The 12956-nt window shown below is 74.1% G+C and carries 13 protein-coding genes; 8 read left to right on the plus strand and 5 right to left on the minus strand.

Annotated features, from left to right (window positions below; translation table 11 throughout):
• The 6 genes from AB0M39_RS39115 to AB0M39_RS39140 form a co-directional block, all read left to right on the plus strand.
• On the plus strand, nt 1-446 hold a 446-nt coding region (locus AB0M39_RS39115; RefSeq protein ID WP_365373076.1), incomplete at its 5' end, for a histidine phosphatase family protein.
• A 362-nt stretch (nt 447-808) separates the two neighbouring features.
• A complete protein-coding gene (locus AB0M39_RS39120; RefSeq protein ID WP_365373079.1) occupies nt 809-1609 on the plus strand; it encodes a carbon-nitrogen hydrolase family protein in 801 nt (266 codons plus the stop codon).
• Between the two features lie 25 nt (nt 1610-1634).
• Complete coding sequence (locus AB0M39_RS39125) at nt 1635-2279, plus strand: DUF6629 family protein (RefSeq protein ID WP_365373081.1); 645 nt, start codon at nt 1635-1637, stop codon at nt 2277-2279.
• Between the two features lie 128 nt (nt 2280-2407).
• Complete coding sequence (locus AB0M39_RS39130) at nt 2408-2803, plus strand: hypothetical protein (RefSeq protein ID WP_365373083.1); 396 nt, start codon at nt 2408-2410, stop codon at nt 2801-2803.
• A gap of 152 nt (nt 2804-2955) precedes the next feature.
• Nucleotides 2956-4353, plus strand: a complete 1398-nt coding sequence (locus AB0M39_RS39135) for an NADP-dependent succinic semialdehyde dehydrogenase (protein ID WP_365373085.1) — start codon at nt 2956-2958, stop codon at nt 4351-4353.
• Between the two features lie 194 nt (nt 4354-4547).
• Nucleotides 4548-4775, plus strand: coding sequence for a DUF5133 domain-containing protein (locus tag AB0M39_RS39140; RefSeq protein WP_365373088.1), 228 nt, complete (start codon nt 4548-4550; stop codon nt 4773-4775).
• A gap of 115 nt (nt 4776-4890) precedes the next feature.
• On the opposite strand, the gene AB0M39_RS39145 is transcribed toward AB0M39_RS39140, so the two are convergent.
• Nucleotides 4891-5880: an NADP-dependent oxidoreductase gene (locus AB0M39_RS39145; protein ID WP_365373091.1), complete on the minus strand. Its 990-nt coding sequence runs from the start codon at nt 5878-5880 to the stop codon at nt 4891-4893.
• Nucleotides 5881-6001: 121 nt separating this feature from the next.
• On the opposite strand from AB0M39_RS39145, the gene AB0M39_RS39150 reads away from it, so the two are divergent.
• Complete coding sequence (locus AB0M39_RS39150) at nt 6002-6382, plus strand: helix-turn-helix domain-containing protein (RefSeq protein ID WP_365373094.1); 381 nt, start codon at nt 6002-6004, stop codon at nt 6380-6382.
• A 48-nt stretch (nt 6383-6430) separates the two neighbouring features.
• On the opposite strand, the gene AB0M39_RS39155 is transcribed toward AB0M39_RS39150, so the two are convergent.
• Together AB0M39_RS39155 and AB0M39_RS39160 are read right to left on the minus strand one after the other, a co-directional pair.
• Nucleotides 6431-7627: a lactate 2-monooxygenase gene (locus AB0M39_RS39155; protein WP_365373096.1), complete on the minus strand. Its 1197-nt coding sequence runs from the start codon at nt 7625-7627 to the stop codon at nt 6431-6433.
• Nucleotides 7628-7937: 310 nt separating this feature from the next.
• On the minus strand, nt 7938-8540 hold the full coding sequence (locus AB0M39_RS39160; protein WP_365373099.1) for a maleylpyruvate isomerase family mycothiol-dependent enzyme: 603 nt from the start codon (nt 8538-8540) through the stop codon (nt 7938-7940).
• A gap of 93 nt (nt 8541-8633) precedes the next feature.
• Here AB0M39_RS39160 and AB0M39_RS39165 point away from each other — a divergent pair, with 93 nt between their 5' ends.
• Nucleotides 8634-9650, plus strand: coding sequence for a M28 family peptidase (locus AB0M39_RS39165; RefSeq protein WP_365373101.1), 1017 nt, complete (start codon nt 8634-8636; stop codon nt 9648-9650).
• A 14-nt stretch (nt 9651-9664) separates the two neighbouring features.
• Here the strand turns inward: AB0M39_RS39165 and AB0M39_RS39170 are convergent, their stop codons facing one another.
• Nucleotides 9665-11578, minus strand: coding sequence for a protein-arginine deiminase domain-containing protein (locus AB0M39_RS39170; protein WP_365373103.1), 1914 nt, complete (start codon nt 11576-11578; stop codon nt 9665-9667).
• Between the two features lie 304 nt (nt 11579-11882).
• Nucleotides 11883-12809, minus strand: coding sequence for an ornithine cyclodeaminase family protein (locus AB0M39_RS39175; RefSeq protein ID WP_365373106.1), 927 nt, complete (start codon nt 12807-12809; stop codon nt 11883-11885).
• Nucleotides 12810-12956 lie beyond the last annotated feature (147 nt).

Here is a 12956-nt window from a genome sequence, read left to right on the forward strand (position 1 = left end):
TCGCCGACCGCGCGCTCGGCGGGCCGTCCAGGCGCTGCGCCGAGACGGCGGACGCGCTGGGGCTGCGCGCCGCCGCGGAACCCGCGCTGCGGAGCTGGGACATGGGCCGCTGGCAGGGACTGCGCCTGGACGAGGTGAGCGCGGCCGAGCCGGAGGCGGTCGCCGCCTGGCTGAGCGACCCGCAGGCCGCGCCGCACGGCGGCGAATCGCTGACGGCGCTGTGCGAGCGGGTCGGCGGCTGGCTGGACTCTCTGCCCGGCGACGCGGGCCGCGTCCTGGCGGTCGTGGAGCCGGCGGCGGTGCGCGCCGCCGTGGTCCACGCGCTGGCCCTGCCGGCCGCGGCCTTCTGGCGCCTGGACGTCGAGCCGCTGACGCTGACGGAGCTCGTCGGCCGGTCGGGCCGTTGGAACCTGCGCTGCGGTCGTCCGCCGGGGCGGGCCCGGTGACAGGCTGGGGGAGGGGTCGCCGGGCGGGCTGAGCGGGTGGGCGGCTGTCTCGGCGGGGAGGCGTGGGGATCCGGTCGTGCGCTGGCCGATCTTCGTTTTCCGGGCCGTGCCGCACCGCGCCGCGCCGCTGACGGAGCTCGTCGGCCGGTCGGGCCGCTGGAACCTGCGCTGCGGGCGTCCGCCGGGGCGGGCCCGGTGACAGGCTGGGGGTGGGGTCGCCCGGCGGGCTGAGCGGGCGGGCGGCCGTCTCGGCGGGGAGGCGCCGGGATCCGGTCGTGCGCTGGCCGATCTTCGTTTTCCGGGCCGCGCCGGCGCCCGCCCGGTCGATACGATCACCGCACTCTGCCAGGAAGGAACCGCCCATGCGCATCGCCCTGAGCCAGATCACCACCGGCTCCAGCCCCGAGCAGAACCTCGGTCTGCTCCGCGAGCAGGCCCTGCTGGCAGCCGACTCCGGCGCATGCCTCGTCGTCTTCCCCGAGGCGTCCATGGCCTGCTTCGGAACCCCGCTCGCCCCCCTCGCCGAGCCGCTCGACGGCCCGTGGGCCACGCAGGTCCGCCAGATCTCCAAGGACGCCGGGATCGTCGTGGTCGCCGGCATGTTCACTCCCGCCCCGGACGGCAAGGTCGCCAACACCCTGATCGCCACCGGCCCCGGCGTCGAGGCCGCCTACGACAAGATCCATCTGTACGACGCCTTCGGCTACGCCGAGTCCGACAGCGTCGTCCCCGGCGCCGAGGTCGTCACCATCGACGTCGAGGGCGTCCGGATCGGCCTCGCCACCTGCTACGACGTCCGCTTCCCCGAGCTGTTCCGGGCGCACGCCGACGCGGGGGCGGTCCTCAGCCTGCTGCCCGCGTCCTGGGGCGCCGGTCCCGGCAAGCGCGAACAGTGGGAGCTGCTCACCCGGGCCCGCGCGCTGGACGCCACCCTCTGGCTCGCCGCCGTGGACCAGGCCGACCCCGCCGCGTCCGGTGCCGCGCCAGCCTCGACCGCGCCCACCGGGATCGGCCGCAGCGCGCTCATCGGCCCCGACGGCACGGTGCGCGAGCGCCTCGACGCGGGCCCGGGACTCCTGGTGGCCGACGTCGACCTGGACGAGGTCGCCGCCGTCCGCCGCGCCGTGCCCGTCCTCGCCAACCGCAGGCTGCCCTGCCCCTAGCGGGCCGCTGTGCCAGGGTGACGTCATGTGCTGGAGTGCGACGGCCGACCTGGTGGCGGGCGTGGGCATCGCCGCGGTCGGCGCGGCCTGCGTGGCCCAGGTGCGCAACCCGCGCGATCTGCCGCTCGCCGCGCTGCCGCTGCTGCTGGGGGCGCATCAGATCGTCGAGTCCGTCGTGTGGAGCTCCGGCGGCGGCACGGGATGGGCGACGACCGCGTGGGCCGTCGTCGCGCTGCCCGTGCTGGCGGTCTGGGCGCCGCTCGGCGTCCTGCTCGCCGCCCCGCCGCACGCCAGGCTGCGGCTGGCCGTTCCCGTCGTCGCCGGAGTCCTCACCGCCGGGGCGCTCGCCTACGCGCTCGCCACCCGGACGGTGTCCGCCGAGATCCGCGGCCACACCCTCGGCTACGTACTGCATCTGCCGCACCCCGCGCCGCTCGTCGTGGGCTATCTGACCGCCACGGTCGGGGCGCTGCTGCTCGCCGCGGACCCGGTTCTGCGGCTGCTCGGCGTGCTGGTGGGGGTGGGCGCGGCCGTCTGCGCGCTGCTGTGGCGGACGGAGTTCGTCTCCACCTGGTGCGCGCTCGCCGCGGTGGCGTCGGTCGTGCTGCTGGTCTGGGCACGGGGGCAGCGGCACTCGGCCCGGCCCCGGGCCGACGCGTCCCCCGGCTGAGGCCGGGCGGCCGGGCGGCGACATGCAGGCGACAGGTAGCAGACAAGGCGCCGCGGAGCGAGGCTGGTACCCGGGGGAGTGTGGGGGAGTGTCGTACCGACGGCTCGTCCGGAGAGGCAGGGACCACGGTGAACACCACACAGGAGTACACGACCCCGGTCGTGGTGACGCTCAGCGGCTGTTCCAAGGAGGACGCCGACGCCGTCTTCCACGTGCTGGCGAAGTCGTACGCCTCCGACCGGGCCGACGACGACGCGCCGCAGTACATGTCCGACGCCGGCACCACCGTATGGACCTCGACCTTCGAGGTCTCCCCCGAGCACGCCCCGCCCGAGCGGGTGCCCTTGACGGCCTCCGTCCGGGCCGACGTCCAGGGCGGCTACTGGGCGGTGGACCGGCTGGAGGAGACCCTCGCGGACGCGTTCGAGGTCCGGGAGGAGGGCATGGCCGCCGGGGACCAGGAGAAGGACGTCCTGCTGCGCCTGGCCAGCGGGGCGGGCGGGAACGGCGGAGGCCGCCGCTAGCCGGGCCGTCCTCGCGCCGTCACGCGGTGCGTGCCTGGCCGTCCTCACGCGCCACGCGGCGGGTGCCTGGCCGTCCTCACACCGTCACGCGTTGCGGGACCGCCGTCGGCGCGCGAGTGTCGAAGGGACCGAAGCCCGAGGAGGACAGCCTCATGCCCATCGCCACGGTGAATCCCGCGACCGGTGAGACGATCAGGACGTACGAGGCGCTGGGGCCAGGGGAGATCCAGCGGCGGCTCGCGCTCGCCGAGACGGCCTTCGCGCACCATCGCACCACCGACTTCGGGGTCCGCTCCAGGCTGCTCAACCGCGCCGCCGACCGGCTCGAACAGGACCGGGACGCCATCGCCCGGACCATGACGACCGAGATGGGCAAGCCGATCACGGCGGCCCGCGCCGAGGCGTCGAAGTGCGCGAAGGCCATGCGCTGGTACGCCGAGCACGCCGAGGAGCTGCTGGCCGACGAGCATCCCGCCGACGCCGACGTCAAGGACTCCGGGGCCTTGAGCGCCAGCGTCCGCTACCGGCCGCTCGGCGTCGTGCTCGCCGTGATGCCGTGGAACTTCCCGCTCTGGCAGGTCGTCCGCTTCGCCGCCCCCGCCCTGATGGCGGGCAACGTGGGGCTGCTCAAGCACGCCTCGAACGTGCCGCAGACCGCCCTCTACCTGGAGGAGCTCTTCAGGAGCGCCAGCTTCCCCGAAGGGTGCTTCCAGACGCTGCTGGTGGGATCCGGCGAGGTCGAGGGCATCCTGCGCGACCGCCGCGTCGCCGCCGCGACCCTGACCGGCAGCGAGCCGGCCGGCCGCTCGGTCGCGGCCATCGCGGGCGACGAGGTGAAGAAGACGGTGCTGGAGCTCGGCGGCAGCGACCCGTTCGTCGTGATGCCGTCCGCCGACCTGGACCGGGCGGCCGGCACCGCGGTGACGGCCCGCGTGCAGAACAACGGCCAGTCCTGCATCGCCGCCAAGCGGTTCATCGTCCACGCCGCCGTCTACGACGCCTTCTGCGAGCGCTTCACCGCCGGAATGCGGGAGCTGACCGTCGGCGACCCGATGGACGAGTCCACCGACGTCGGCCCGCTCGCCACCGAGCAGGGCCGCACGGACGTCGAGGAGCTCGTCGACGACGCGGTCCGGCGCGGCGCGGGCGTCCGCTGCGGAGGGCGGCGCCCGCCGCAGCTGGACCGGGGCTGGTACTACGAGCCGACCGTCCTGACCGAGGTCACCCCCGCGATGCGGATCCACCACGAGGAGGCGTTCGGCCCGGTGGCCACGGTCTACAAGGCGGCCGACGTCGACGACGCGGTGAGCATCGCCAACGACTCGCCCTTCGGGCTGAGCTCGAACGTGTGGACCCGCGACCCGGGCGAGGTCCGCAGGTTCTCGCGCGACATCGAGGCCGGCGGGGTCTTCTTCAACGGCATGACCGCCTCCCACCCGGCGCTGCCGTTCGGCGGCGTCCGGCGCTCGGGCTACGGCCGGGAGCTGTCGGGCCACGGCATCCGCGAGTTCTGCAACGTGACCACGCTCTGGCACGGACCGGAGTCCTGAGCCGGCCGAGAGCCGGGATTCGGCCCGGGAACAGGCCGCCGAGGCGACTACGGAGCGTGCCGTATTGCGGGCGCGCAGTGATGGGCGCAAGGTGGACGGGCCAGTCGAAGTACACCTGCGGAGCACCATGCGACCTGTTCGGGTGACGTGGCGCCGCCGCGGGGGACGAATGCTCACGACGTCGGGAGAAGACGATGCTTCTGCCGGACAAGGCCCTGCTCGCCGCGCTGCTGCGGAGGTACCGCACCTGGGAGCGGCTGGCCCACGCCGCCCCGGAGGACCCGGTCAGGCGGCGCCGCCTCGACGACCTGTCGTACACGCTCTGCGTCCTGATGGGGCAGCGCACCGCTCGTGAGGCGATCCGTGCGGCCGAGTCGCACCTGGGATCGGCCGGGGAGCTGTCGGGGCGGCAGGCGCAGTAGTCCGGGAGGCCGAGTGGCGAGGCCCATGGGGGCCTCGCCACTCGGCTTACGCCAGCGCGTCTCGGCGTGTGCCAGGCGTCTCGGCGTGTGCTGGGCGTCTGCCCCGAGCGGGCGGTCAGTCCGTGACGCGCAGCACGAGCTTGCCGCGGGTACGGCCCTGCTCGCTGCGGCGGTGCGCCTCGGCGGCCTCGGCCAGCGGCAGCACGTCCTCGACCTCGACGCGGATCTCGCCCTTGTCGACGAGCTCGGCGAGCCGGGCGAGGGCGGCGCCGTCCGGCTCCACCAGGAAGGGCAGCGCGCGCAGGCCCTGGGCGCGCGCGGACTCCAGCAGCTCGGGCGCGACGCCCGAGGGCGCGGCGATCAGCGTGCCGCCCGGGCGCAGCGTGCGCAGCGAGCGGGTGCTGGTGGCGTCGTGCCCGTCGCCGACCAGGTCCAGGACGACGTCGACGTCCCTCGCCGCGTCCTCGAAGCGGACCTCGGTGTAGTCGATCAGCTCGTCCGCGCCCAGCGAGCGCAGCCAGTCGTGCTTCTCGGCCCGGGCGGTCCCGATCACGTACGCGCCGAGGTGCTTGGCGATCTGCACGGCGAAGTGCCCCACTCCGCCGGCCGCGGCGTGGATCAGCACCCGCTGCCCCGGCTCGACGCGCACGGCGTCGACGAGCGCCTGCCAGGCGGTGAGCGCCGCCAGCGGCGCCGCGGCGGCCTGGTCGTGGTCGATCGACGCCGGCTTGCGCGCGAACTGCCGGGCGGGGGCGGTCACGTACTCGGCGTAGCCGCCGGCCTGGCGCGGGAACCACGGCATGCCGTACACCTCGTCGCCGACCTCCAGCGTGTGGACGCCGAAGCCGACCTCCTCGACGACGCCGGACACGTCCCAGCCCAGGATCAGCGGCGGCTCGCCGAGCACCCCGGCCATGCCGCCCCCGCTCCGGGTCTTGAAGTCCACCGGGTTCACGCCCGCGGAGCGGACCCGCACCAGCACCTCGGTCGGCAGCGGCTGGGGCCGCGGCACGTCGGCGAGCCGCAGCTGCTCGGGTCCGCCGAACGCGTCCAGGACGATCGCGCGCATCGTGGCCTCGTCGGGGTTGCTGGGGGTGGTGCTCATCTCGGGTCTCCTCGTTGGTCGACGGCCCTCGAAAGCTACCCGGCGGGTAGTGGTAACCCGCAAGGGCTACTACTATCTGATGGGAAGCATTGAGGTCAGAACCTATCGAGGAGAGCCCAGCATGCCGGTGAGCTGTACGACGGGTGAGCACCCGGACCATGATGTGTACGAGGCGCAGTGCATGTGCCGCGATGTGCTCGACGTGCTGGCGAGCAAGTGGTCGGCGCTGGCGATCGGCGCGATGGAGGAGGGCCCGCAGCGGTTCGGCGCGCTCCAGCGCAGGCTCCAGGGCGTGAGCCCCAAAGTACTGACGAACACGCTGCGGCGGCTCGAGTCCCTCGGCTTCGTCGAGCGCACGGTCTATCCGGCCGTGCCGCTCCACGTGGAGTACGAACTGACCGAGCTGGGCCGCGGCGTGGCCGTCCCGCTGAGCGGGCTGCGCAGCTGGGTGGAGCGCCATCTCGACGAGCTCCGGCCGGCCGAGCCGCTCGACGCGGTGTGAGGGCCGCGGCGCTCGCCGACAGGCCGCGGCCCCGGCGCGTGGGCGGGCTCAGTCGGCTCGTACGAGGGAGTCCGGCGTCAGGTCGGCCGGCGCGCGGTGTCCCGACAGGGCCAGCGTGAGCTCGAACTCCGCGAGGAGACACCGGACGACGTGGTCCACTCCGGCCTGGCCGTCCAGCGCCAGCCCGTAGACGTACGGACGCCCGAGCAGCACGCCCCGCGCGCCCAGCGCAATGACCTTCGCCATGTCCGCGCCGGAGCGGACGCCGCTGTCGAAGAGGACCGTGAGACGGTCGCCGACGGCGGAGACCACTCCGGGCAGCGCGGCCGCGGCGCCGATCGCGCCGGCCACCTGGCGGCCTCCGTGGTTGGAGACCACGACGCCGTCCATGCCCGCGTCCGCCGCCCGCCGGGCGTCGTCCGGGTGCTGGATGCCCTTGAGCAGGATCGGGCCGTCCCAGTGCTCCCGCAGAAACCCGAGGTCGTCCCAGGTCCGGCTGGGATCGGCGAACATCCCCAAGAAGTGCTGGACCGCCGCGACCGGATCCTCGGCGACGGGCTTGGCCAGCCCGGCCCTGAAAGCCGGGTCGGTGAAGTAGTTGGCGGTGCCCACTCCGTGCAGGAAGGGCAGACAGGCCTGGTCGAGGTCGCGCGGGCGCCAGCCCAGCATCGCGGTGTCCAAGGTGACGATCAGGGCCGAGTGGCCGCTGGCGCGGGCGCGTTGCAGAAAGCTGACGGCCACCTCGCGGTCCTTCGGCCAGTACAGCTGGAACCAGCGCTCCGCGTCGCCCGCCGCCTTCGCGATCTCCTCCATCGGCGTGCTGGAGGCCGACGACGTGGTGAACGGGACGCCCAGAGCCGCCGCCGCGCGAGCCGAGGCGGGCTCCGCGTCCGGGTGCACGACCGACTGCACGCCCACCGGGGCGAGCGCGAGCGGAGCGGGCAGGCGGACGCCGAACAGCTCCGCGGACAGGTCCCGTTCGGCGACGTCGCGCAGCATGCGCGGCACGATCCGCCAGCGGTCCAGCGCCTCGCGGTTGGCCCGCGCGGTGCTCGCGTCCCCGGCGCCGCCCGCCACATAGCCGACCGGGCCGGCCGGCAGCCGGCGCGAGAACAGCTCCTCCAGGCGGGTCAGATCGGTGGGCAGCCGCGGGACGTCGCCGCGCAGCAGCCCGGCGGCGTAGATCTCGTTCGCGTACGCCGACCAACTGGCCTCGGGGCCGGGCGACTTCGGGGTGAGAGGCATCGGGGGCTCCTGGTCGAAGAGATCGGGCTGGGCGGCGGACCGGGCGTTCGCCCTGGAGGACGAGTACCCGCACCGGCGGGCGGCGGGCCCCTGACGGCGTCGAGGGCCGTGGACGAGTGGCTGGTCATGCGCGCCGCTCCCGGATGCTGTGGCGGGTCGCCTTCGCTGTCAAGAGCCCCGAGGAGGAGCAGCCAACGCCCGAGGGGGCGACCAGCCGCCGCCCGCATCGCTGCTCACCGCGGCGTCCGCCGAGCCCGGGCTGGGCTGAGGCGCGCCGACGTGCCCGCGCCCGCCCCGCACCTCAGCCGCGTCAGTCGCCTGCGGGGACCCGCCCCGTCGCCCTCAGCAGCCGCTCCCAGGGATCCCCGCCCTCGGGCAGCCCGAAGACCGCCCCGTACATCCGCGTCAGCGCCTCGACCACCTCGGGAGCGGGACGGTAGCTCCCGCCCGAGGCCGCGGCGGCGTCGTCGTGGTGGACGGCCAGCTCGTTGAGGCCGAACATCATCTGAAGTCCCACCGGAATCGGGCCGAACTGATGAGACATCAGCTCGTCCGGCGCGTCCGCCGCGTCGAGGAAGCGCAGCGCCTGCGTCTGCAGCGCCCGCAGCGGATCGCCGCGGAACTCCCGTACGGCCCGCAGGTTCTGCGCCGACAGCTCGTCCGCCGCGAACGGCGGATCGAGCGCCCCGCGGCGGCTGGCCGCCAGCTGGTCGGCGAAGCGCTGGAAGGTCGCGGCCAGATGCACGGTGAGGTCGGACACGGACCACGGCGGGCAGCGCGTCGGCAGCTGCCACGTCGCCGGATCGCCCGCCTCCGCGAGATACAGCTCCAGCTCGCGGCGGGTCCACTCCAGCGCTTGCGGCCAGGGCGTCGCGGCGGCAGGGTAGGCCTCGACTCTCCGGGGCTTCGACACCGCACACGTCCTTCCTGTCGGATGCGTGCAATGTACACAGCACCGACAGCACACGATGGGCGCCATGCGCACACGGGAACGACGGGGTGAGGCGTGCTCGTACGCGAACTGACCGAGCGGGCCGATCCGCTGCGCCTGCGCAAGGACGTGGAGTTCCTCGCCGACCGGCCGCGCAGCAGGACGCGCGCCCCCGAGGCCATGCGGCGCGCCGAGGCCCATGTGGCGAGCGAGCTGGCCGCGGCGGGCTGGCGGACCGAACGGCAGCCGTTCGACGTACGGTGGCAGCTGGGCGCCACCGACCGCCAGGGCGACCGGGCGCTCTCGTTCAAGCCCCGCCTGCACCGGCGGCTGACCGGCGAGAACCTCCTGGCCGAGCTGCCCGGCGCCGACCCCGACCGCCCCACCGTGGTCGTCGGAGCGCACCTGGACACCGTCGACGGCAGTCCCGGCGCCGACGACAACGCCTCCGGCGTCGCCGCGCTGCTGGAGATCGCCCGTCTCCTCGGCGGGCTGCCGCAGCCGCCGCCGGTCGCCCTGATGGTCTTCGACATGGAGGAGCTGGGGCTGATCGGCTCCCGCGTCGCCGCCCGGCGGCTGCGCCGCACCCGGCGGATCGCCGGCATGGTCTGCCTGGAGTCGGTCGGCTACTTCACCAGCGAGCCCGGCGCCCAGAAGATGCCCGCCGGATTCGGCACGGCGTTCCCCGCCGTGGCCAAGGAGGTCCGCGCGGCCGAGCACCGGGGCGACTTCACCCTGGTGGTGCACCGCCGCTCCACGCAGGACGCGGCCCTGATGTGGCGCCAGGCGGCCCGGGCAACGGAGCCCTCGCTGCCCGCGATCACCCTGCGCGACCCGCGTCCCGACGGCGCGCTGGGCGCGCTCGCCGGTCTGTGCGCGCCGCCGCTCATGCATCTGAGCCGCAGCGACCACGCGTCGTTCTGGAACGCGGGGATCCCGGCCCTGATGCTCACCGGCACCGCGAGCTTCCGCAACCACCGCTACCACCAGCCGAACGACACCCCCGACACCTTGGACTACCCGCGTCTGGCGGCGGTCGCCGTGGCGACCGCCGCCACCGCCGTGGCCTGGCCGGCCCGTTCAGCCGGCTGACCGGGGGCCTGGCGCTACTTCTTCCACCAAGCCCCGGAGGCGTCGCGCAGCGTGTTCGTGCCGCAGTGCACCTCGCCCTGGCCGAGGTGGTAGGTGTACCAGTCGTCCAGGTACGACACCTTCATGCCCGCCCGCGTGTACGCCGCGTTCACGGCGGCGGTGAACACGTCCTTGCCGCCGATGACCGGACCCCACTGCTTGGGCGCGAGATAGCGGTCGCGGCCGAGCACGACCCCGTTCACGGCCCCGGGAACGTACGCGCTGGTCATGACGGCGCCCGGCGCGGCACGGTCGGGCTGCCGCGAGAGCTCCTTCTGCTGCCCGAACTCGCGGATCGCCTCGGGCGCCTCGCCCGCGCCCATCCGCGTCAGCCGGGGCATGGTGTCGCCCCGCTCGCCCTCCTCCGTGCCGCGCGTGTACAGCGCGGGCACCCGCACGACCTCGGCGTCGGCGACGCCCGTCGCGCGCTTGAGCAGCTCCAGGTTCGCCTTGATCTTCTGCGCGGCCATCGTGTTGTCGGCCACCAGCCACTTGGAGGCGAGCGCCTGGTCGATGGTCTCCTTCGGCGCGGGCACGTCCTTGCTGCCCGGCACCGAGAACATCCGCGTCTTGCCGTGGCCGGCCGCCTTCGCGTCGCGCAGCAGCTTCAGGCCGGCTTCGGGGTCGGCGATCGCGATCTTCCAGCCGCGCGGCGTGTCCGCGGGCAGGAACTGCACGAACTCGTCCACGTGCCCCACGTGCAGCCACGAGGTGTCCAGCAGCAGCGGGTCCTGGAAGCCCTGCGACGCCAGCAGCGTCCGCATGGCCTTCGCGGGCTTGGAGCCGACGTCCTTGCGCTCGCCCATGATGATGCGCCCGGCCGGGAAGGACCGGCCGCCGTGGGCGTACGGAGGAATGGTCTCCAGGTTCCCCATCGAGTTGAGGGTCCACTCCTCCGAGTCGCGCACCCCCGACACCTGCACCACGCCGACGCCGTTGCCGCGCAGCTTCTCGAACAGCTCCCGGCCGGCCTCCCGGTCAGCCTGCGCGGAGCGCAGCATCACCCGCATCACCTGCCGACGCCCGCCGGGACCGGCCATGCTCACATAGCCCGGCTCGACGAAGTCCTGCGCCCAGATATCCCCGTACTTGTCGAAGGTCACCAGCGGCTTGGAGATCCCGGCCGACTTCGCCTCGGCAGCGAGGCCCTTGACGAACGCCTGCTGCCGACGCGCCCAGTCGTCCTTGCCCGGCACCTTGGTGACCATCAGCTGCTGAGCGTTCTGCAGATGGTGGTGGGTGAGCAGCGGGGCGGCCCGCAGCGTCACATCGTCGGAGCTGCTCTTGCCGCCGGAGGCCACCGTCAGACGGATCACCGCGCGGCCGTCCCAGACCGCGCGGTCGCGTATGACGTCCGTGGCCTCCACGCCGAACTCCACGCCGGCGCGCAGCTCGGCGGCGGACAGAACGGTCTTGGCCGTGACCGCGGTCCAGCCGCTGGAGCGCTTGACGAAGACCCGGGTCTTCTTGCCCCCGGACACGACCGTCAAGGAGCCCTTCGCCTTGGCGGACAGCTTCGGCATCGGCACGGACCGCACGCGCGCCAGGTCGGCCGCGTCGTCGGCGCCGTTCACCTTCGCGTCGGCCGCGTCGTTGCAGGCGGCGAGCTTGGCGTCCGGCAGCGGCTTGCCGTTCGGGCCCTTGACCGCGCACCGCTTGGTGTCGTCGTCGATGTTGGGGAGGAACACCGCTCCCCGGCCGGCGGACCAGGTGTCCTCGCCTGCGGCGTCGGACGCTCCGGCGACGTCGACCCGCCCGTCCCGGTTCACATCGGCCCGGAGATCGACCGGTAGGCGATCCGCCGCCCACGCCGGTGACACCGGGGCCAGTACGCCCCCGATCACGGTGATGGCCACGGCCGCGCGCCTCGCATGGCTCGTACGCAACATACGTCCCTTTCTGAGGATCGGTTACCGATTGGGTTACCGATCCCGAAGAGGCCGGGGACGAGCGGTGCGTTGCCTGGCGGAGCGGGGATCATCCCGCGGGCTCGGCGGGGTGGTACCGCTGGAGGAGGAGGCCTCAGCCCAGGGCAGGATGGAGAATCATGATTTCTCTGGCATGGGCGACAGGGCGGGGTGAGATGGCCGGGGCGCCCTGCTGACGGAGGGTCACTCTCACGCCGAAGGACGGCACGGTCGGTAGGCCCTGACGGCCGTCAGAGCGCGACGGTCCCCGTGACGGGCGCCGCGGCTAGCGGCTCTCGTACGTCACGCCCGCCACGACCAGGTCCTCCCAGGCCATGCCGACGCTCTTGAAGAGGCGAGGGCGGGAGCGGTCGACCTCGGCCGTGCCTCGCGCGAGGTCCGCGAGGCCGACCAGCGAACCGGCCTTCAGCGCACCGGAGTCGAGGGCCTGGATCACGTCCCCGGCCTCCCGCAGCGCCGCGGCGCGCGCCTCGACGACCACCGTGGAGCGGCGCGCCGTCTCGTCGTCGACCTCCCGGGCGTCCGGCTCATGGGAGCCGACGGCGACGACCGTCGCCTGCGCGGGCAGCGTCGAGCCGTCGAACAGGGGAGTGCGCGCGGTGGTGCAGCACGCCACCAGATCGGCCTGTGCCACCGCGTCCGCCGTGCCCGCCTCCACGCGCACGTCCGCGTGCTCGTACCGCCGGACGAAGTCGGCCAGGCGTGTGCGGTCGCGGCCGACGACCGTGACGTGCCGGATCGGGCGGACGGCGCGCAGCGCCTCGACATGGCTGTGCCCCTGCGGGCCCGTTCCGAAGACGACCAGTCGCTCGGCGTCCGGCTCCGCGAGCAGGTCGGCGGCCGCCGCCGAGACCCCGGCGGTGCGGACCGCGGTCAGCTCGACGCCGTCGAGCACGGCCAGCGGGCTGAGCGTCGCTGCGTCCATCAGCAGATAGCTGCCCTGGACGCGGGGCAGCCCGGCCGCCGGGTTGTCCGGCGCGACCGTGGCGATCTTCACCCCGGCGTAGCGGGCGGAGTGCGAGGGCATCAGCAGCAGTTGGCCGTTCTCGACGGGGACGACGGAACGGGCCGGGTCGGCCTCCGGGTCCAGGCCGTCGCGCAGCGCCCCCTGGAGCGCGGCGACGACGGCCGCCGCGGGCAGCGCCCGACGTACCTCCTCGGCCCCCATCACCGTGATCGCATGCCCGCCCATACGCGCCCTCCTTGCCGGATATGTCCGTGGAGCGTACCGGCCGGGTCGCCCCCTCGGGCCGCGGCGAGGATGTTCCCCAGCGTCCTGCGGGTGCTGAGGTCGTCCCACTCCAGGATGTTCTTGATGATGTAGAGATCGGCGTCGACG

Origin of the sequence: Streptomyces sp. NPDC051907, from assembly GCF_040681075.1 — a bacterium.
In the GTDB taxonomy this organism is placed as follows: Bacteria; Actinomycetota; Actinomycetes; order Streptomycetales; family Streptomycetaceae; genus Streptomyces.

Excerpts from the sequence above, each read along its gene's own strand:
- AB0M39_RS39120 (WP_365373079.1), top strand. The coding sequence starts at position 809 with ATGCGCATCGCCCTGAGCCAGATCACCACCGGCTCCAGCCCCGAGCAG.
- AB0M39_RS39125 (WP_365373081.1), top strand. The coding sequence starts at position 1,635 with ATGTGCTGGAGTGCGACGGCCGACCTGGTGGCGGGCGTGGGCATCGCC.
- AB0M39_RS39135 (WP_365373085.1), top strand. The coding sequence starts at position 2,956 with ATGCCCATCGCCACGGTGAATCCCGCGACCGGTGAGACGATCAGGACG.
- AB0M39_RS39140 (WP_365373088.1), top strand. The coding sequence starts at position 4,548 with ATGCTTCTGCCGGACAAGGCCCTGCTCGCCGCGCTGCTGCGGAGGTAC.
- AB0M39_RS39145 (WP_365373091.1), bottom strand. The coding sequence starts at position 5,880 with ATGAGCACCACCCCCAGCAACCCCGACGAGGCCACGATGCGCGCGATC.
- AB0M39_RS39150 (WP_365373094.1), top strand. The coding sequence starts at position 6,002 with ATGCCGGTGAGCTGTACGACGGGTGAGCACCCGGACCATGATGTGTAC.
- AB0M39_RS39155 (WP_365373096.1), bottom strand. The coding sequence starts at position 7,627 with ATGCCTCTCACCCCGAAGTCGCCCGGCCCCGAGGCCAGTTGGTCGGCG.
- AB0M39_RS39170 (WP_365373103.1), bottom strand. The coding sequence starts at position 11,578 with ATGTTGCGTACGAGCCATGCGAGGCGCGCGGCCGTGGCCATCACCGTG.
- AB0M39_RS39175 (WP_365373106.1), bottom strand. The coding sequence starts at position 12,809 with ATGGGCGGGCATGCGATCACGGTGATGGGGGCCGAGGAGGTACGTCGG.